This is a genomic window from Bacillus sp. BB51/4, assembly GCF_008368845.1.
Taxonomy (GTDB): Bacteria; Bacillota; Bacilli; order Bacillales; family Bacillaceae_G; genus Bacillus_A; species Bacillus_A wiedmannii.
In genome coordinates this window covers 209,012-228,685 of the sequence record NZ_QOSC01000006.1, presented here as the reverse complement: position 1 = coordinate 228,685, position 19,674 = coordinate 209,012, and the positions used below count along the sequence as shown (strand labels likewise).

General features: G+C 34.5%; 22 protein-coding genes and 1 pseudogene. 16 read left to right on the top strand and 7 right to left on the bottom strand.

The window, feature by feature from the left end:
* The first annotated feature begins 5 nt into the window (after window positions 1-5).
* From rsbW to DN392_RS07215, 4 genes are all read left to right on the top strand, one after another.
* Entirely contained in the window at window positions 6-488 is a 483-nt protein-coding gene (rsbW, locus tag DN392_RS07230; protein ID WP_000970216.1) for an anti-sigma B factor RsbW, read from the top strand.
* Window positions 451-1,227 carry an RNA polymerase sigma factor SigB gene (gene sigB / locus DN392_RS07225; protein WP_002108732.1) on the top strand — a complete coding sequence of 259 codons (777 nt, stop codon included), beginning with the start codon at window positions 451-453 and terminating at the stop codon, window positions 1,225-1,227. The genes rsbW and sigB overlap by 38 nt, the downstream gene beginning before the upstream one ends.
* Window positions 1,228-1,297: 70 nt before the next feature.
* Complete coding sequence (locus DN392_RS07220) at window positions 1,298-1,738, top strand: ferritin-like domain-containing protein (protein ID WP_064056324.1); 441 nt, start codon at window positions 1,298-1,300, stop codon at window positions 1,736-1,738.
* 175 nt (window positions 1,739-1,913) lie between these two features.
* On the top strand, window positions 1,914-3,056 hold the full coding sequence (locus tag DN392_RS07215) for a fused response regulator/phosphatase (RefSeq protein ID WP_048566986.1): 1,143 nt from the start codon (window positions 1,914-1,916) through the stop codon (window positions 3,054-3,056).
* Window positions 3,057-3,094: 38 nt separating this feature from the next.
* Here DN392_RS07215 and DN392_RS07210 read toward each other — a convergent pair whose 3' ends face one another.
* From DN392_RS07210 to DN392_RS07200, 3 genes are all read right to left on the bottom strand, one after another.
* Window positions 3,095-3,952 carry a CheR family methyltransferase gene (locus DN392_RS07210; protein ID WP_016089041.1) on the bottom strand — a complete coding sequence of 286 codons (858 nt, stop codon included), beginning with the start codon at window positions 3,950-3,952 and terminating at the stop codon, window positions 3,095-3,097.
* A 16-nt stretch (window positions 3,953-3,968) separates the two neighbouring features.
* Window positions 3,969-6,659 (bottom strand): ATP-binding protein, encoded by a 2,691-nt coding sequence (locus DN392_RS07205; RefSeq protein WP_149237973.1) that lies wholly within the window; start codon window positions 6,657-6,659, stop codon window positions 3,969-3,971.
* A 205-nt stretch (window positions 6,660-6,864) separates the two neighbouring features.
* Window positions 6,865-7,116: a hypothetical protein gene (locus tag DN392_RS07200; RefSeq protein ID WP_000991708.1), complete on the bottom strand. Its 252-nt coding sequence runs from the start codon at window positions 7,114-7,116 to the stop codon at window positions 6,865-6,867.
* A gap of 222 nt (window positions 7,117-7,338) precedes the next feature.
* On the opposite strand from DN392_RS07200, the gene DN392_RS30285 reads away from it, so the two are divergent.
* The 4 genes from DN392_RS30285 (at window position 7,339) to DN392_RS07180 (ending at window position 9,013) form a co-directional block, all read left to right on the top strand.
* Window positions 7,339-7,479 (top strand): hypothetical protein, encoded by a 141-nt coding sequence (locus tag DN392_RS30285; protein WP_001004564.1) that lies wholly within the window; start codon window positions 7,339-7,341, stop codon window positions 7,477-7,479.
* A gap of 36 nt (window positions 7,480-7,515) precedes the next feature.
* Window positions 7,516-8,046 (top strand): general stress protein, encoded by a 531-nt coding sequence (locus DN392_RS07195; RefSeq protein WP_048566990.1) that lies wholly within the window; start codon window positions 7,516-7,518, stop codon window positions 8,044-8,046.
* A gap of 309 nt (window positions 8,047-8,355) precedes the next feature.
* Window positions 8,356-8,559 (top strand): DUF4028 family protein, encoded by a 204-nt coding sequence (locus tag DN392_RS07185; protein WP_048566992.1) that lies wholly within the window; start codon window positions 8,356-8,358, stop codon window positions 8,557-8,559.
* A gap of 142 nt (window positions 8,560-8,701) precedes the next feature.
* Window positions 8,702-9,013 (top strand): YbjQ family protein, encoded by a 312-nt coding sequence (locus tag DN392_RS07180; RefSeq protein ID WP_000637510.1) that lies wholly within the window; start codon window positions 8,702-8,704, stop codon window positions 9,011-9,013.
* A 90-nt stretch (window positions 9,014-9,103) separates the two neighbouring features.
* Here DN392_RS07180 and DN392_RS30690 read toward each other — a convergent pair whose 3' ends face one another.
* Both DN392_RS30690 and DN392_RS31140 read right to left on the bottom strand, forming a co-directional pair.
* Window positions 9,104-9,517: an alcohol dehydrogenase catalytic domain-containing protein gene (locus tag DN392_RS30690; protein ID WP_420885477.1), complete on the bottom strand. Its 414-nt coding sequence runs from the start codon at window positions 9,515-9,517 to the stop codon at window positions 9,104-9,106.
* Window positions 9,518-9,900: 383 nt separating this feature from the next.
* Window positions 9,901-10,085, bottom strand: a pseudogene (locus tag DN392_RS31140) (hypothetical protein).
* Between the two features lie 136 nt (window positions 10,086-10,221).
* Here DN392_RS31140 and DN392_RS07170 point away from each other — a divergent pair.
* The 4 genes from DN392_RS07170 to DN392_RS07155 all read left to right on the top strand — a co-directional run bounded on the left by DN392_RS07170 (window position 10,222) and on the right by DN392_RS07155 (window position 13,133).
* Complete coding sequence (locus DN392_RS07170) at window positions 10,222-11,439, top strand: sensor histidine kinase (RefSeq protein ID WP_000723583.1); 1,218 nt, start codon at window positions 10,222-10,224, stop codon at window positions 11,437-11,439.
* Window positions 11,429-12,073 (top strand): response regulator, encoded by a 645-nt coding sequence (locus DN392_RS07165; RefSeq protein ID WP_000876843.1) that lies wholly within the window; start codon window positions 11,429-11,431, stop codon window positions 12,071-12,073. The genes DN392_RS07170 and DN392_RS07165 overlap by 11 nt, the downstream gene beginning before the upstream one ends.
* Window positions 12,074-12,232: 159 nt before the next feature.
* Window positions 12,233-12,667, top strand: coding sequence for a hypothetical protein (locus DN392_RS07160; protein ID WP_000212319.1), 435 nt, complete (start codon window positions 12,233-12,235; stop codon window positions 12,665-12,667).
* 70 nt (window positions 12,668-12,737) lie between these two features.
* Window positions 12,738-13,133: a hypothetical protein gene (locus DN392_RS07155; protein ID WP_000479664.1), complete on the top strand. Its 396-nt coding sequence runs from the start codon at window positions 12,738-12,740 to the stop codon at window positions 13,131-13,133.
* A gap of 66 nt (window positions 13,134-13,199) precedes the next feature.
* Here DN392_RS07155 and DN392_RS07150 read toward each other — a convergent pair whose 3' ends face one another.
* Window positions 13,200-13,340 carry a YflJ family protein gene (locus DN392_RS07150; RefSeq protein ID WP_000273536.1) on the bottom strand — a complete coding sequence of 47 codons (141 nt, stop codon included), beginning with the start codon at window positions 13,338-13,340 and terminating at the stop codon, window positions 13,200-13,202.
* 154 nt (window positions 13,341-13,494) lie between these two features.
* Between DN392_RS07150 and DN392_RS07145 the strand changes: the two genes are divergently transcribed.
* Window positions 13,495-13,857: a hypothetical protein gene (locus DN392_RS07145; protein ID WP_000582795.1), complete on the top strand. Its 363-nt coding sequence runs from the start codon at window positions 13,495-13,497 to the stop codon at window positions 13,855-13,857.
* 25 nt (window positions 13,858-13,882) lie between these two features.
* Here the strand turns inward: DN392_RS07145 and DN392_RS07140 are convergent, their stop codons facing one another.
* Window positions 13,883-14,068, bottom strand: a complete 186-nt coding sequence (locus DN392_RS07140; protein ID WP_000539550.1) for a YhzD family protein — start codon at window positions 14,066-14,068, stop codon at window positions 13,883-13,885.
* 353 nt (window positions 14,069-14,421) lie between these two features.
* Between DN392_RS07140 and DN392_RS07135 the strand changes: the two genes are divergently transcribed.
* The 3 genes from DN392_RS07135 to yhaM are packed head-to-tail and all read left to right on the top strand — an operon-like array spanning window position 14,422 to window position 19,570.
* Entirely contained in the window at window positions 14,422-15,663 is a 1,242-nt protein-coding gene (locus tag DN392_RS07135) for a metallophosphoesterase family protein (RefSeq protein ID WP_000815724.1), read from the top strand.
* Window positions 15,660-18,584, top strand: a complete 2,925-nt coding sequence (locus DN392_RS07130) for an ATP-binding protein (protein ID WP_149237972.1) — start codon at window positions 15,660-15,662, stop codon at window positions 18,582-18,584. The genes DN392_RS07135 and DN392_RS07130 overlap by 4 nt, the downstream gene beginning before the upstream one ends.
* A gap of 41 nt (window positions 18,585-18,625) precedes the next feature.
* Window positions 18,626-19,570, top strand: a complete 945-nt coding sequence (yhaM, locus tag DN392_RS07125; protein WP_000726645.1) for a 3'-5' exoribonuclease YhaM — start codon at window positions 18,626-18,628, stop codon at window positions 19,568-19,570.
* Window positions 19,571-19,674: the final 104 nt, after the last annotated feature.

The following is a 19,674-nucleotide window of genomic DNA, read 5'->3' as shown; positions in this document are numbered from 1 at the left end:
TAGGGATGATGGAGAAATTTGAAAAGATAGAAATGAAAATTCCTGCAAAAGCAGAATATGTGGCTATTATTCGTTTAACAATGGCTGGTGTTGCAAATCGAATGGGCTTTGCTTATGACGATATAGAAGATATGAAAATTGCTATTAGTGAAGCTTGTACAAATATTGTACAACATGCATATAAAGAAGATGTTGGAGAAATTACAATTGTCTTTGGTTTATATGAAGATCGATTAGAAATTATGGTTGCGGATAATGGGGTTAGCTTTAATTTTAATAACTTAAAAAGTAAAGTTGGTCCGTATGATATTAATAAACCAGTAGAACATTTGCCGGAAAATGGTTTAGGTTTATATTTAATAAATACGTTAATGGATGATATACAAATTATGCATGATGAGGGCATGACAGTTTTAATGACAAAATATATACAAAGAGAGCAGGTGGAGAATGATGGAAATCCAATCTCAACCTACAAATCTTACTAAAGAAGACGTTATTAAACTAATTGCAGAATTCCAACAAAACCAATGTGATGAAGCGCAGGAAAAATTAGTTAATCACTATAAAAATCTCGTACATTCCATTGCATATCGCTATTCAAAAGGTGGTCCGATGCATGAGGATATTATACAAGTAGGAATGTTAGGGCTCTTAGGCGCAATAAGAAGGTATGATTATTCGATAGGGAATGCTTTTGAGCCATTTGCAATACCTACGATAGTAGGGGAAATAAAAAAGTATTTACGTGATAAAACTTGGGGTATTCATGTTCCAAGGCGAATTAAAGATTTAGGCGGGAAGATTAAACTTGCGATAGAGGAGCTAACAGATCACCTGCAACGTTCACCGAAGATTATAGAGATTGCAGATCATTTAGGACTATCCGAAGAGGAAGTGCTAGAAATTATGGATGCGAAAAATAATTATAGAGTATCTTCCTTAGATGATGTAGTTGAAAACTCATCTGATGGCAGTTCGGTAGCGAGAATTGAATCTGTAGGTGAGGTAGAGCAAGGATATGAAGAGACAGAAAGACGTCTCGTTTTAAAGGATATTTTTAACGTATTAAATGATACGGAAAAGAGTGTTATTCATTATATATTTGGTGAAAATTTAAATCAAAAGGATACAGGGGAACGATTAGGTATTTCACAAATGCACGTTTCTCGTATTAAAAGACAAGCGATAAGTAAATTGAAGCAAGCGGCGTTTTTAGATACATAAAAAAATTTAAAGAATTATGTTTAAAACATGAGAAAAGGGGTAGTTATTAAGTATAGGAGGAGATATAAAAATGTCACACGATGTGAAAGAACTAATCGAAGGATTGAATAAAGATTTAGCAGGAGAATACTCGGCGATTATTATGTATAACCATAATGCAGCTACAGTTTCTGGTATATATAGACAAGTGTTAAAACCTTTCTTTGAATCTGAAATTAGTGATGAACAAGGACATGCCCTATATTTAGCGGAGAAAATTAAGACGTTAGGTGGTACACCTACTACGATCCCTTTACCAGTGAAACAAGTAGAAGATGTTAGAGAAATGTTAGAAGAAGCTAGGAAGTCAGAATATGAAACAATTAAGCGTTATGAAATGAGAAAAGAACAGGCAGCGAAGTTAAATATGACAGAGTTAGTTGTAAAGTTAGAAGATATGATCGCAGATGAAACAAATCATATGGAAGAGTTAGATCGTCTTTTAAGTGATAAAGCAATGGTGTTAAATTAAAAGTGGAAATTTATAGAGTGAAAGAACAAACTCTCATTTCTGGGGGTTTGTTCTTTTTCTGTATAAAAAATATGTTTGAGTAGGAAATTTTCATTTTATAACTGAGTATGTAATACTAGAAAAATAGAAAATGATAATAGATTTACATTTTAAATACGAAAAGGGGAAATAACTTGTGTCCATTTTAATTGTCGATGATAATCCGGTTAACATCTTTGTAATTGAAAAAATTTTAAAACAAGCCGGATATCAGGATCTTGTATCGCTGAATTCTGCACAAGAGCTTTTCGAATACATTCATTTTGGAAAAGATTCTTCCAGGCATAATGAAATAGATTTAATTCTATTAGATATCATGATGCCTGAAATTGATGGACTTGAAGTTTGTAGGCGATTACAAAAAGAGGAGAAGTTTAAAGATATTCCTATTATTTTTGTAACAGCTTTAGAAGATGCGAATAAATTAGCTGAGGCTCTTGATATGGGGGCAATGGATTATATTACGAAACCTATAAATAAAGTTGAATTGTTAGCGCGTATGCGTGTAGCATTACGCTTGAAATCGGAATTAAATTGGCATAAAGAACAAGAAGAAAATCTTCGAAATGAACTAGATTTAGCTACACAAGTACAAAGAAACTTATTAAGTAGCCCATTAAGAGAAGAGCATATAAAAATTGAAGCAAGTTACTTACCTTCATTTAAACTAGCTGGAGATATGTATTATTGGTATAAAATCGATGAAAATCGCTACGGTATTATATTATTAGATGTGATGGGACATGGTGTATCTGCTTCATTAGTTTGTATGTTTATTTCGTCTGTATTACGTGAAACGATTAAATGTTTAATCGATCCAGAACTCGTTATTAAAGACTTAAATAAATATATGACTCTTTTACATAATGAGAATGACAACATTCCATATTATTTTACAGCGATATACTTAGTAGTGAATACAGAAAATAGAACAATTGAATATGTAAATGCAGGACATCCTTCTGGATATGTTTTAGTTGATGAAACAAATGTAGTTGAACTAGATCGCGGGAGTTGTGCGGTAGGATTTTTTGATGAAATAAAAGTTCAGAAGACAGTTATACCTTTTGAGAAGAACGCTCAAATCGTATTGTTTACAGATGGTGTACTTGAAGCAATTGCAAATGATGAATTTGAGTCTGAAGAGAAACTACGCACTTTTACAGGAAGAAAATGGGGAGATTTAGAAGAAGAGATAGAAGGGTTTTATAAGGAAAAACAGAAGAAAGCACAATCAGATGATATGTGTCTAATTATGATACAAACGAATGCGAAATAAAAAGCGTATGAAATCCAAATAGAGGATTTCATACGCTTTTATTGTATTTTTTGATAAATTTGTTCGTTAGGATTAAATTGGATATAATGCGGCATTATATCTGAAAAACGAAGAGTTTCTTTATTTCCTAAACATAGGAATCCATTGTGACCTAAACTTTCATAAAATAGTTGCTGTACTTGGTTTTGAAGTTTACTCGTAAAGTAAATTAAAACGTTACGGCAAAGTATAATATGAAATTCGTTAAAAGATTGATCAGTTACTAAATTATGCTGCGCAAAAATAATGTTTTGTAAAAGAGAAGGATTAAAATAAGCGAAACGATTATCTGTTGAATAATAGTTAGAAAATGCTTGTGTACCACCAGCTTGTAAATAATTTTTCGTATAAGTTTGCATTTTATTTAACGGAAGGATAGCTTGTTTTGCTTTCTCTAACACATCTGTATTCATATCTGTTGCGTAAATAACAGCTTTTTCACTTAATCCTTCTTCGTGAAGTAAGATGGACATTGATAATACTTCTTCACCAGTTGCGCATCCAGCGTGCCAAATTCTAATTTCAGGATACTTTTTTAATTCAGGAATCACATGCTCTCTTAGCGCTTTAAAAAAGTTAGGGTTACGGAACATTTCAGTTACATTAATGGAGAAATCATTTAATAACTGTTCTAAAACCCCTTCCTCATGAATTACTTTTTCAATTAATTTTGAAATGGTAGGGATATTAGAGAGCTGCATTCGATTACAAATTCTTCTATAAATAGATGTGCGAGCATATTGTCGAAAATCAAATCCTGATAGTTTAAATACCGCTTCCAATAGTAATTCAATTTCTAAGTTCGTGCGCTTATCCATATCTACAGATGGATCAAAATTATAATACTTATTTTCCACTTAAACTAAACCTCACTTATTTTATTAACCATACACTCATTACCGAATAGAGTTGATGTAAATTTAATGGTTTACTTATATAATCTGAAGCGCCAGCAGATAAACATTTTTCTTTATCATTTGGCATTGCTTTAGCAGTTAATGCGATAATAGGTATTTCATGTAACCTTAAGTTCATTCGGATATGTTCCATCGTTTCATAACCGTCCATATTCGGCATCATAATATCCATTAAAATAAGGTCAATATTTGTATTGTTTTTTAGTATGTCTAAACACTCTATGCCGTTTTGTGCAGTAATAATGTTAGCATGTTGTTTTTCTAATGCATTTTGTAATGCAAATATATTTCGATGATCATCATCGACAATTAAAATAGTTTTCTCTTGGAAGACGTTATTTGTTTCTGGCGTCACGATAGTTTCCTCAACAACTTCAGCAGGAATAACGTCATCTATCGTTGCTGCGACTTCTAAATTGGATACCTGTATATCATGTAATCCATTTGGAAGGTTAGGAATGTATACCGTGAAAGTACTGCCTTCTCCTATATTACTCTGTAACGTAATCCAACCACCTAATAATCTAGCAAACTCTTTACAAATAGATAAACCTAAGCCTGTACCACCATACTTCCGAATCGTTGCGCCATCCGCCTGTTGAAAGGCTTCGAAAATAAGTTGATGCTGTTCTTTAGCGATACCAATACCAGTATCTTTTACTGAAATTGTAATCCAATCATTACTGATAGACTGCATATCATGACTCAAATTGGTTGTTTCTATTGAATCGAAATGTAAAGAGACAGATCCTTTTTCCGTGAATTTAAATGCATTGGATAATAAGTTTTTAATAATTTGTTCAATCCGTTTTGCATCTGTGTAAAACAAATCAGGAATCGTATCACTATCTTCAACAGTAAATTCAACATTTTTTTGTGCAGCGATATGTAAGAAGTTTTGGTGCATACTTGCCGCCATATCACTTATGTTCGTTGCTTCAAAAATGACGTCTAGTTTTCCGGCTTCTACTTTAGATAAATCTAGTATGTCATTAATTAAAGTAAGTAAATCTTTCCCTGATGAATGAATGACGGTTGCTAATTCAATTTCATCATCGGATAAATGATTATCATGATTTTCTCTTAACATTTCAGATAATAGTAAAATACTATTTAATGGTGTACGTAATTCATGTGACATATTTGCTAGGAATTCTGATTTGTATTTTGAGCTACGTAACAACTCGCTTGCTTTTTCTTCTAATTCTAATTTAGTAATTTGTAAGTCAGCTGTCTTTTGCTCAGCCTCTTCAGTTCTAGACTCTAATTGTTCATTGGTTGTTCGTAATTCTTCGGCTTGCATTTGTAGTTCTTCCGCTTGCGTTTGCAATTCTTCTGATTGAACTTGTAACTCTTCTGTCATTGCTTGTGATTCATGTAAAAGAGTTTGAATTCGCATACGTCCCATAATACTATGGATTGTTAAACCTAGATTATCAACAGTTTGTTGGATTAAATCTTGATGTAAGTCTGAGATCTCAGTTACACTTACTAACTCCATTACTGCAATCACTTTATCTTCAAATAAGATAGGGACGACTAGTAGATTTTGAGGGCGTATTTCTAATAAGCCGCTAGTGACATAACGAAATTCTTCTGGTATTTCTCGAAGAATAAAGCTTTGTTTTTCTAAAGCACATTGCCCAATTAAACCTTCCCCCATTTTAATAGATTGTTTTCCAATATCAGCACCTTGATCAGCGAAAGAAGCTTTCTTCACATAGTAGACAGTTTCTTCAACTTCTTCACGTACATAGAATGCACCGCAAGAAGTTTGCGTTTTTTGTATAATTCCACTCAAAATTTTGTTACCTAACATCTCAATAGAAGATACACCTTGATACATTAAAATTAATTCTGCAAGCTCAGTTTGTAACCATTCTCTTTTCGATATTTCGTCTAGTAGGTGATTTGTTGTATGAGCAAGATCTTTTATTTCATCATGTGTATTTACATGAATTCTTTCCGTAATTTTTTCTTTAGAAGAAATGGATTTAATAGCTTGAATTACATTTTTAATCGTTTTTGTAATGGAATTCGAAATATAGAGTGAAACGATAATAGAAATACAAGAAAGTAAGAACAATAAACTGTATAACCAAAGCTCTAATTTACTATTTTCAGTATCTAATTGTGCAGCTCTTTTTTTCGTTAGTTGCTCCTCAGTGCTGCGGAAGTTAGTTACCTGCGATTGTAATGATTGAATTTGAGTCGTATCGATTGCTTGTACGTTATTATTATTGCTATTCGTAATGAGTGGATGAATCTCTTTATTAATCCAACTAGTAATGTTTTCATTAATCTGTTTTAATTTTTCTTGCTGAGAGGGGTTATCCTCTAATAGAGCAAAAAGATCTTGATAATGTTTTTCGTAATCCTTTTCCGCAGCGTTAAGGGATTGAACGTAATTTGCATCATTAGAAGTGATAAATCCTTTCGCTTTATTTTCAATTGTTAGCAATTCTTTCTCCACTTGATTCGTTAAATTAAGAACTTTAAAATCGTGATCAATAATAAAATTACGAGATTTTTGTAAACTAGAAATCTCATTGTTTAGCATAATGAAAGAAATAAGTAAGAACAAAATGATAACTAAATAACCAGCCATAATTTTGTAGCGAATACTAAATTTTGCTTTCGATTTCATTAAAAATTCCTACCTTCAAGGTTATTCAAAGTTTTCTATTGTAAAGAATGAAAAACGTAATATATATTATATCAGTTTTCATAAGGCCAAACTAGAAATCCCCCTATTGTATTAGGGGGCTCATTTTTCATAGAGGAAATCATTTTGAAATATAAAACTATATATGAAAAGTAACAATCGAGGGAATAGGGGGATCATATAACTTTTAAGAAGGAAAGAGTGTTCTTAAAGCTTTTTTTGCATCTATTCCTTCAAAGATAAATAATACAAGCTCTCTCTTTTTTACAGTAAGGAAAAAGGATACTAATGTGCTTAAGTTTTTAATAGAAGTAAGTGTTCCATGTTTACTTATAAATACATTCGTTTGAAATGTTGTCATTAAAGCATAAAAATGATGAATCTGCGTTATTGTAGGTGTTTCATTATAAAGAATAGTAGTAGATTGGATTGCATTCATCGAAATATTCCTTTCCATATAGTAAGCATAACGATATAAACATACCCGTTTTAAAAAATGTTAAACATATAAACGTAAAAAAATATAATTATAGTTTTTTACGTTTAGAAAGCGTTACGAAGGGTATACATATACTACAAAGAGATTGACTGAAGATGAATTATAAGATTTCTAGTCTATAAAAATATACTTTTACTTTAAATAAAAAGGAGTCTGGTATACATGAATGAAATGATGATTGATATTACATTTGATTTAATTTACTTGTTAAGTAGTTCGCTTGTAATCCTTTTACTATTCGCTTTTTTCGTAAATGGTTATGTTAATAAGAAGATTAGTGTATACAGAAATGAAGAAAGATAAAGATACATTATATAAAACTTTAGGAGGTTAATAGTTATGGATGTAGATAGAAAAATAGTAGGTGTTTTTAGAACAATTGATGATGCGGCATGTGTTATTAATGAATTAAATGATAAAGGATACTCGGCGGATAATATTTCAGCTATTGCGAAGGATCAAAAGGAAATTGAACATCTGGAAGAAAAATCGGGTAAAAAAGTGAATCATGAAACTGCACATAAAGCGGATATCTTTTCAGCGACAGGGCTTGTGGCAGGAGGAGTAGCAGGCGGACTCGGTGGTTTATTAACAGGTCTTGGTATACTTGCCGTTTCTGGAATGGGTCCAATCGTAGCAGCGGGACCTATTGCAGCAGCTATTGGAGGAGCCGGTATTGGCGGAGGAGCTGGAAGTTTAATAGGAGCATTTATCGGATTAGGAATTCCTGAAGAACACGCTAAGAAATATGAAGAATACATTTACGATGGAAATATATTAATTTTAGTAGATGCAAAATTAGATGATAAGTTAGAAATTTATAAAATATTTGATAAGCATAATGCTTATAACTCTGATTTCTTTAAATAATATTTACTTCACATATCAATTATGCAAAATGTAAACATAGTGAATATCGTTTTTTGATCTTACAACTTTGGCGCGGCCGAGGAGTCGTATGACTATAAGAGAGGAAGGGCTTATAGTAAAAGATCAAGTTCTATTCTGTTATCCCGCATTAACGGGCAGTAAGACCCCCACCTCAAAATTCAGTGAAAACAAAGAAGTTAGGCGGGGATCAACTGCCCGTAAAAGCCCGATTGGTTCAACTAATAATCAGTGGGGATGCCCCCCACTGATTAAAGTTTCACTTTATTGAAAAGGAAGGGGTGTCTTTTCGTGATTGTAAAAATAGTAAAGGATAGTAGTAATAGTTTCCTTTGTACAGTTCAAAATCAAAATGGAGAGAAGTATGTGAAGAAATGGTTTCGTAAACAGAAAAACAATGAAGAATTAGGACGACCAACTTTTAAAGAAGTAGAAAAGGACTGGAAAGAAAATAGAGAATCTTTTATGTATCCCAATATTAAAGCGCTTTATTAAAATTAAACATAATGCGCGTTTTATTCTTACAAAACTGTCACATTCCTGTAAGGTAATTCAATAGATTAGTTACTTTTTCCATGTCATAATAAAGACATAAGAAAGCTAATTAAAACTACAACTTATTAGGAGAGTGTCAGTCATGATTGTAACAACAACGTCTGGAATTCAAGGTAAAGAAATTATTGAGTATATCGATATTGTAAATGGTGAAGCTATTATGGGTGCAAATATTGTTCGCGACTTATTCGCTTCTGTTCGTGATGTTGTCGGTGGTCGTGCTGGTTCTTACGAAAGCAAGCTAAAAGAAGCTCGTGATATCGCAATGGATGAAATGAAAGAACTTGCAAAACAAAAAGGTGCGAACGCTATCGTTGGTATTGACGTAGATTACGAAGTAGTTCGTGATGGAATGTTAATGGTTGCTGTAAGTGGTACAGCTGTACGTATATAAGTAAATAAAAAACAGGCTCACCTCTCGAAGCTTATGCTTTGAGGGGATTTTTTTGTCCTTGCTTATTCCAAGGTCGCTTCTGTTCTTGGATTATGAATAATTGTTTCCTGCCTTGCTATAAAATTCATAAGCAAAAAAGCCAAATAAATAGCCGATTGCAGCTCCTAAACTCACTGCAAGAAGTGAATAATCTGGGAAAAACATGCCGAAAATCAAACCGATTATACAGCCAAGGAGCATTCCAATTGGTATTAAACTATATAGTAACACTTGAGCGTTTTTTGATTTTTTCTTACCTAATGTGCCGTTGTCATATTTATTTTTAAGCCTTCCAATCACATCTTCTACAATACCAACGCCTTCATAACCAGGTATGTTAGGTAACGGAATTCTATGGGCATACGCTCCGGTAACAGGAATTAAGTCAGATGGATTAATTGGTCTAACTAACATACGAACGAGAACTTCATTCTCTTTTAATGGTTCTATATTTTTATATTCCACTTGTAATACATCTTTTGGGTTGCCAAACTTGTGAAATTGAATGTGTTTTCCGTGCAAGATGAATGTGCCCCTTAGTTTGATTGGGTTTATTATAGCATTTTTGGTTTGGGTGGTTATTTCATTAGTAAAAAATAAAGGGGAACAGAAAGTCGTCGTTTATCCATTTGATAAAATCGATTTCTCCTGAATACATAGTAATATAAGAAAAAGACGCTTTTGTGAGCGTCTTTTTCCAACTTGAGATAGATGCATCATTATTGTTCTGCTAGGTTACATAGTTCTCGTATAAAGTCTTCTCACACAAATGATCTGTGTATCAATTTGTTTTTGAAATACAGATCATTTGTATGAGAATTCTTATAAATGATTGCTGAATGATAACCTTACATGAATGCTTTTAAAAGCTCTTGAACTAATGGAATTACTCCACCTACAAATTTTAAAACTGCCATTGCGATTTCCATATGATTGCCTCCTTTTTTAATGGTAAGATGTAATGAATCTTTATACCATCATTATAGTAAGCGCTTACGTAAATATCGATGCATTTCGATATGCAATATTTCATATTTATATTTGGTAATGAGGATGAAGAGGAATCAGTAACTTATCCTGCTATTTGTGGGGGGCGGGCTGCATGTAAAAGCCTTCACTTTATCAAAATGTAAGCTGCATCTTGTATAATATAATGGTGGAGGTCGAATATGAAAAAAATAAATTCAAATATTGATTTGGATAAAAATGTATTGGAAGCGGTATTTATTCCGAGAAGGTTTATTGTTTTATGGATTACACTCGTATATATAGCTTCATTGCTTTTAGAATTTCGTAATAATATTCTCTCGATGGATAATTTCTTCTTTACAATGGTCATTGTTATTCATACTGTTTTTCATTGGTATGCTAGTTCATTAAGGAATAGGCAATTGTTATATTTCTTTTTTGTACAACTGTTCATTGTGTTTTTGGCAGCATTCATTGCATCAAATGCTTCGATAGCAATTTTTGTTGGATTAACCCCTATTTTAATTGCCCAAAGTCTATATGTTTATCACAATATATTTAAAGTAATAGCAGTTTTTACTCTTATGTATGCAATATTTTGTACTGCAATTAGTATAAATTATGGTGTGAATAAATTAGCTATTCTTATCTCTATGTTTCTGTTAGTGTTAGCAATTATTATTCCTTTTTCTTATATTAATAAGCAGCAATATGATGCACGGAATCGTATACAGAGCTACCTTCAAGAGTTAGAGTCTGCATATATGAGAGTAGAAGAATTGACATTAGCTAATGAAAGACAGCGAATGGCAAGAGATTTACATGATACGTTAGCGCAAGGTGTAGCGAGCTTAATTATGCAATTGGAAGCAATAGATGCCCATATGCAAAAAGGGAATACAGTGCGATCTCAAGAGATTATGAAACAAACTATGATAAGAGCGAGACAAACTTTACATGATGCAAGGCTGGTTATTGATGATTTGCGTCATACTACCAATTCATTTAATAAAGCAGTAGAGGAAGAAGTTCAACGTTTTTCTGAGGCTACGTCTATACACGTGAGATTTACTATTCAAAGCCCTCCGCATATTTCAAGCTTAGTAAAGGAACATTGTTTATATGTAATTAGTGAATGTTTAACGAATATCGCAAAACATTCGCAGGCAACAGAGGTAAATTTAAAAGTTGAATATATCGATGATCTTGAAAAACTTACTATTGAAGTTGAAGATAATGGAATTGGTTTTGACACTGGAGATATCGGTAAGAGTCCTGGACATTACGGCTTAATTGGCTTAAATGAGCGTGTTCGATTGATGAATGGAGAAATACATATATTGAGTGAAAAGATGAAGGGTACGAAAGTGTATATTCAAGTACCTATCAATAATGAAGGAGATAGCCATGAAGTATAACGTATTAATTGTGGATGATCATTTCGTTGTAAGAGAAGGTCTGAAATTAATATTAGAAACGAGTGATTCATTTCAAATTATAGGTGAGGCTGCAAACGGAGAAGAAGCCCTTTCTTTCATAGAAAAAAAGGAACCTGATGTTATTTTAATGGATTTAAATATGCCTAAAATGAGTGGTTTAGAAACAATTGAAGCTTTAAATAAAAAACAAAATCATACGCCGATTATTATATTAACTACTTATAACGAAGATGAATTAATGTTAAAGGGAATTGAGCTAGGAGCAAAAGGATATTTGCTAAAAGATACGGATCGTGAGAATTTGTTTCGAACATTGGAAGCGGCTATTCGAGGTGAGATATTACTACAACCCAATATTATGGAAAAGATAGTGAATTATAAAAGGAAAGAAATACATGCTAATATGGTTGAAGAAAATAACTTAACAGAAAAAGAATTGTTTGTGTTGAAAGCTATTGCGCGTGGAAATAAGAATAAAGAAATTGCATTCGATATGGGAATAGCTGAGCGAACGGTAAAAGCGTATTTAACAAATATATACAATAAATTAGGTGTTAATTCAAGGTCAGAAGCAGTAGCTGTATCTATTGAAAGGAAATTAATTCATTTTTAAAACATTATATATGCCCAATCGTACATTATAGGCTTGCCCTTTTGTACGATTTTTTTATTTCTTTCTCATGTTATGCTTTAGAAAGTATGAGAGATTTAAGAACGCTCTAATTGCATTACACAGACGTTTTTAATGTGGGAAAGGAAGAAGAATAATTAAATGGCAACTTTGTTTTTAATTTCTGTAGTAATTTTCTTTATTTGGCTGCAAAGCAAACAAACAAAATTAAACTGGATACATATTATTACTTTTCTCATGATGATAGGGATTATTACTTATACGGCGCCGCAACCAATGACTAGAGATTTACAAGCAGAGTTACTGGCAGTTACGCTTTTTTCTTTTGCTATTGGTGTTTGGCAAGGTGGGGGAATTATAGCCTGTAATAAGGATAAAATTTTATATATTACAAATGGAAAACAGTATTCTATTTCATGGATTCTCTTAATCATTGGCAACATAATTATTATTAACATATTTGAAGGCGGATTTATATTGAATGGAGTGTGGTTCCTTTTGTGTAGTGTTTTCATAGCATCTGGGGTAAAAAACAGTATTCTATGTGTTCAATACAAATTAACAGTGCGAAATTGAATGAAAAAGTAAAACTGTTTTCTTTTATCGCAACCTTGAACGTGTTGGAAGAATGGGGGAGTTAACGTAGATGTTTCTACCTATTACTAAATTTGATAAGTTTAATTGGCTTGGAAATGTTGCTTTCTCTTCAGAAAAGGTTAGCAGGAATCGAGTGCTTTCGAGGGCTGAAGAGAGAGAGGATAAGTTGCGTAATAAGAAATGTATAGATTCAGTTACTAAAGTTCATAAGGAAATAAAGATAGGTTTTGTGAAATATGGTGCTAATTATGTATCGGGCTGTGCAGAGCCTTATTCAATCATTGTCATAACGAGTGGTGATATGCTTGTTGGAAGTGGGCGGGTTAATAAGTTTGGCGAATTTAAAATATATACGAATGATTATTTGGAAGAGTATTTGGTAATAGAGATTCAGTTGATAACGGGTGGTTTCTATCAAGGGGGTATAACGATAGAGGTAGAATAAGGTATTATGATTTCCTTTTTATTTAATAAATAAAAAGGAAGCAACCGTAGTTGCTTCCTAAACCTATTAAGCCGAAGCTTTCTTCATTCTCTCAAGTAAACTAGATAATACATGCGTACGATACGATTCTAGTTTTTTACCTTCATAAGTACGGATACCTAATTTTTTAAGTTCTTTTACATACCAACCTTTGCTTCCGAAATACATGTGATCGCTCCCCTTCAACTTTGTTTTTATTTGTTCTGATTGCATATGGAGGTACAGGTAATATAATGAAGGAAATGAATTTCGCACGAAAATGGTTAACTTTGTTGCAAAAGACATATATACTAAGGATAGTATATAACGAGGTGGGCAAGACGTGATTATAGAGAAGCACGAAATTCAAATTGACCAAATTACGAGCGGTAAAGTGAATATCTTTACTTTCTATAGAAATAGAAAGCAAGTTGATGATCATTTTTTACGATTGCAAGAACCATCGCTTACAGCAAACTACTTCTTCCATTTTCATTTTGATGCAGAGAGCTTGCATCTACTGCAGGAAGAGTTTCCAAGCATATATCCGTACAACGGTAGTGAAACGATTCACGACTGGACGGAAAAGATGAAAGCAGAATTGCAACATCAGATCCAAACAGGAAAATGGAATAAGCGCGTACGTATCGGTAATCGCATTCTAGATGTGGTGTTTACGTGGTGTGACGAAGATATAGTAGAGTAAAAAGAAGCGGATGACGCTTCTTTTTTTAGCGCTGGAATAAAACGAGCTTACCTGCAGAAGATGTACAGCGATGTGTTTTTTCGTGCAATCCTTTTTCTTGTAAAATAGATTCACCTTTTGCTTTCGCTTCTTTTTCAGTTGCCGCCTCGAATGATTCGTCTAATGCTTTAGAACCATCTTTTTCAAAGACTGTTAGAACGTATACTCCCATGAAAATTCCCTCCAATGATAAAAATCAGAATCTTATAACTATTTTGGCATAAATCACTAGAATATGCAAAGAAATATATGACATTGCGTGTTACAATAAAGTGACACTTTAACTAGTGGGGAGTCTTTTCATCCCCACTAGTTATTAGTGGAACCAATCGGGTATTTACGGGCAGTTTGCTTTCAGACTGACTTCTTAGGCTTACTGCCCGTTAATACGGGGTAAAGTGAAACTTTAATCAGTGGGGAGTTTTTTATTTCCTGCTTATTACTAGTTTTCACCAATTGAGCATGTATTGTTTGTGCTCATGCGGATAAAATGAAACTTTTGAAATATAGAAAGGATCGTTATTTGTGAAACAAGTGAAGTTTATACATGCGGCTGATTTGCATTTGGATAGTCCGTTTAAAGGGATGGAAATGAATGTACCGCAGTCTGTTTGGGAAAGAATGAAACAAAGTACGTTTGAATCGTTCGAACGTATTGTTGATAAAGCGATTCAAGAGCGCGTTGATTTCGTATTACTAGCCGGGGATTTGTATGATGCGGAGACGAGAAGTTTGAGGGCGCAAGTGTTTGTGCGCGAGCAAATGAAGAGACTGTCGCAGTACGATATCCCTGTTTTTATTATTCACGGTAACCACGATCATTTAGGGGGAAGCTGGGCAGCAATTGAGTTTCCGGAAAATGTTCATGTGTTTACGGAGCCTTATGTAGAAGAGAAGTCGTTTTATAAAAATGGTGAGTTGTTAGCTTCTATTTACGGGTTTAGTTATTTGCAGCAAGCGGTAACGGATAATATGACAGCGCAGTATACGAAAATGAGTGATGCGCCTTTTCATATTGGCATGCTTCACGGAAGTGTTGAAGGGGATGCAGAGCATAATCGCTATGCACCGTTTCAAATTCGTGAGCTAAAAGAAAAGCAGTTTGATTATTGGGCTCTTGGCCATATACATAAACGTGAGATTTTATCAGAAGAGCCGTACATTATTTATCCAGGGAATATACAAGGACGTCATCGTAAGGAAACGGGCGAGAAGGGTGCATATCTGATTGAACTTACGAAACAAGGATCGCAATGTTCATTTTTCCATACGGCAGATGTTGTATGGGATGAAATTGAAGTGAATATTGATGGACTTGAAACTGTTGATGAACTTATGACGAACGTATCGAGTGCGATGAATGAATACCGAAGAGAAGAGGAAGGGACGCTACTTACTGTCGTATTTACAGGACAAGGCCCACTTTCTCCTTATTTACGTGATGAAAAACGTGTGGAAGAGATTTTTCATATTTTAGCAGCGGGCGAAGAGCGAAAAGACTTCGTATATGCGATGAAGTGGAAAAATGAGACGGTTTCTTTTGCGGAAATCGAGCGTTTGAAAGAAGAAAATCATTTCGTCGGTAGTGTGCTAAAAGAGCTAGAAGCTTTCACTAATATGGACGGTGTGTTACGCACGATTTGGACATCTCCTGTAGCGCGTAATAGTATTGAATCTTTTACAGAAGAAGAGAAGAAAGAGATTCAAAAAGAAGCAGAAAATATTATTTTAGAGCAATTATTCCAGCAAGAGAGGGATAAGAAATGAGAATTGAAAAACTCCATATTTATGGGTACGGAAAATTAGAGAATGTGGAAATGGATCTGTCATTGCTGACGGTGTTGTACGGTGAAAATGAAGCGGGGAAATCGACAATTCGCTCATTTATGAAAAGTATTTTATTCGGTTTTCCGACGAGGGGACAGCGCCGTTATGAGCCGAAAGAAGGCGGCAAGTATGGCGGTGCGATGACTGTACAAACAGAGAAGTACGGCCGTTTGAAAATTGAGCGATTGCCAAAGACGGCAGCTGGCGAGGTGACCGTTTATTTTGAAGACGGGAAAACGGGCGGCGAGGAAATTTTAAACGATATATTAAGCGGGATGAATGAAAGTTTATTTGAATCTGTCTTTTCATTTGATATGCACGGTCTTCAAAATATTCATCAGCTAGGCGAAGCGGATATCGGAAATTATTTATTTTCGGCAAGTGCAGTCGGAAGCGATGCGTTATTGCAGCTCGATAAAAAGCTAGAGAAAGAAATGGATCAGCGTTTTAAGCCGAGTGGGCGAAAACCAGAAATTAACGTGTCACTGCAAGAGATGAAGAAGCTTGAAGAGAAGATGAAAGAGTGGCAAGGGAAAATTGGCACGTATGAAAAGCAAGTGGAGCAGTTAAAAGAAAGTGAAGAGAAGCTAGCTTTTGTTCGCGTGGAAAAAGAGAGTGCAGAAAAGCGAAAGCAAGATTATGAAATATTAGCTGCGCTTGAGCCTCTCGTTATTGAAAAGCGTGCGCATGAGAAAGTGTTAGAAAATGAGAGCGGACAATTTCCTGTAAACGGGATGGCGCGCTATGAAGCGATTAAGGCGAAGATGGAGCCGCTCCAATTACAAGTTGATTCGCTCCAGAAAAAAATAGAGAATGTGCAATCGGAAATGGAATCGATTCAAATAGATGAAGAGTTTTTACAAAAAGAAAGTTATGTAGAAGAACTTCGTATGCAGCATATGTCTTACGAAAATGCACGCCAAGAAATGCGTGATATGACAGGAACAATTACGAATATAAAAGAAGAACTGGCAGAACTAGAGCAACAAATCGGTGCTACTTTTGAAAAAGAAACAGTTCTTTCGTTTGATATGAGTTTGGCAACGAAAGAGTTAATTACGCAAACGGTGCAAAAGGCGCGCGAACTAGAAACGCAAAAAACACAGCTGGATGAGCGTTTTAAAGTAGCGCAGGAGCAATTAGAAGAACAAGAAGAAAACATAAAACAGGTTAAGCAACAAATGTTAGCGGATGAAGAACGAAATACGCTAGTTGAGAAAGAAAAGTCATTCCAAGATGCGGCGTTTATCGGTATGGGCGCAGAGAGAATGAAGCGCAAGTATGAAGAGAAGGCAGGAGCGGCAGTGCAAAAGAAAAAACAGTGGCAAAGAGTTTGTCTTCTGTTACTTCTTATTAACACAGTTGTTTTATTCACAAGCTTATTTATGGACAACCGCCTACTCTTATTTATTAGTGTCATTATTTTTGTAGGGATCGTTCTTGCTCTCGTTTTATATAAAGATCCGTCAAGTGGATTACAAGAAGAGCTTCTTACTCTTCAGCAAAGTGCTGGCGGGAGACAAAGTGAAGAAGCGATGTCTGTGCGCTATGAGTTAGAAAAAGATGAAGAGATTCGTAAGCTATTTGAGCGCGAGTCGTATAAGTTGCAGCAAATGGAGCGAGCGTATGATAAAGTCGTTTCATCGTATGAGGAATGGGAGCGAGAAACGTTCCGCATTAGCGAACAAGTAAATGTGTATAAAATGCGCTATACGTTCCCTGAGTTTTATACGTATGCGCACATATTACCGGCGTTTGAGCGTATGGAAAAAATGCAGCAATTATATCGCGAATTAGAGAAGCAAGGCGCGCGAAAATCTTCATTATATGAAATGATTTCGCAATTTGAACATAAACTAGAAACTGTTATCGGTAGCGCAGAATATAGTAAGCTGCACGAGGCACAAAGTCGTATGCAAAATGAGAAAGAGAAGCGCCAAACTTGTAAGCAGCTAAAAGAGAAATTAGCGGAATGGCAAGAAGAATACGAGTTCACGCAAGAGCAATTGAAACAACTATTAGTAGAAAGAGATGGATTATGGCATATCGCATATTCTACAGATGAAGAGATGTTTTTAGAGGCAGGTAAACTGGCGGAAAAACGTGAAGATGCTGAGAAACAAGTAGGGCGTTTATTACCACAAATTGATCTATTAGAACAGCGTTTAACGAGTTTATCATTAGCTGAACATTATGAAGCTGACGGTTATGATGAAAAATTAAAGCAAGAAATGACAATCGCGCAAAATTGTCTTACGAAAGAGAAAGAACTGACAGAGCGTATTGCGAAACATCGTATGGAAATTGCGAATTTAGAAGAAGGCAGTACGTACGGCGATTTAATGCACGAATGGGAAATGAAAAAAGCGCAAGTGCGTGAACAAGTGAAGAAATGGGCTGCTTATGCGGCGGCAAAGACAGTGTTAACGAAAACGAAGCAATATTATCATGAGGTACACCTTCCTCGTATTTTACAAAAATCAGAAGAGTACTTCGTCTATTTAACAGGCGGACGATATAGTAAAATCTTTTCACCGTCAGAGGCGGAACCTTTTATTGTGGAACGTAACGACGGTATGCGTTTTTACAGTCATGAACTAAGCCAAGCGACAGCAGAGCAGTTATATTTATCGTTACGGTTTGCATTAGCGAAAACATTTGAGCATGATTATCCGTTTATTATTGATGATAGTTTCGTGCATTTTGATGCGGTAAGGACGAATCGTACGATTGAACTAATAAAGGAAATTGCGCAAGATAGACAAGTCATCTTCTTTACATGTCATGCACATTTGCTAACATATTTTACAGAAAAACAGATTATAAAATTAACGCATAAGCGTAAAGAAAATGAGTTGTAGTGTGCTATACTAAAAGTAACTGATATGGTGGAGGAATTCGAATGAAAAAGAAAATTGCAGAATATGAAGTTGGTGAACAAGTCGATGTTTTCTTGTTAATTAAAACAGCGACAAAAGGTTTAGCAAGCAATGGGAAACCATTTTTAACAGTAATCTTACAAGATCCAAGTGGAGATATTGAAGCGAAGCTATGGGACGTATCACCAGAAGTTGAGAAACAATATGTAGCGGAAACAATCGTTAAAGTAGCTGGTGATATTTTAAACTACAAAGGACGTATTCAATTACGTGTGAAACAAATCCGTGTTGCGAATGAAAATGAAGTAACGGACATATCGGATTTCGTAGAAAAAGCACCAGTGAAAAAAGAAGATATGGTTGAAAAAATTACGCAATACATATTTGAAATGAGAAACCCGAACATTCAACGTCTAACAAGACATTTGTTAAATAAGCATCAAAACGAATTTTTAGAATATCCAGCAGCGACAAAGAACCATCACGAGTTCGTATCGGGACTAGCTTATCACGTTGTATCGATGCTTGATTTAGCGAAAGCTATTGCGGCTTTATACCCATCGTTAGATAAAGACTTACTATATGCAGGCGTTATTTTACATGACCTTGGTAAAGTAATCGAATTATCTGGCCCAATTTCTACAACATACACGTTAGAAGGAAATTTATTAGGCCACATTTCTATTATGGTGAACGAAATTGGTAAAGCAGCAGACGAATTGCAAATCGATGCAGAAGAAGTATTAATTCTTCAACACATCGTCCTTTCTCACCACGGAAAAGCAGAATGGGGTAGCCCAAAACCACCGTTAGTAAAAGAAGCAGAAATTCTGCACTACATCGATAACTTAGATGCAAAAATGAACATGATGGACCGCGCATTAGGACGCACAAAACCAGGCGAATACACTGAACGTGTCTTTGCTCTTGATAATCGTTCGTTCTATAAACCGACGTTCCATAATTAATAGTGTGAATAAAGTGGCCTCATTAAGTGTTAATACGCTTAGTGAGGCTGTTTTTTTATTAAAAATGAAATGAAATAGTTAAAAGGAAATAATTGAAGAAGAAT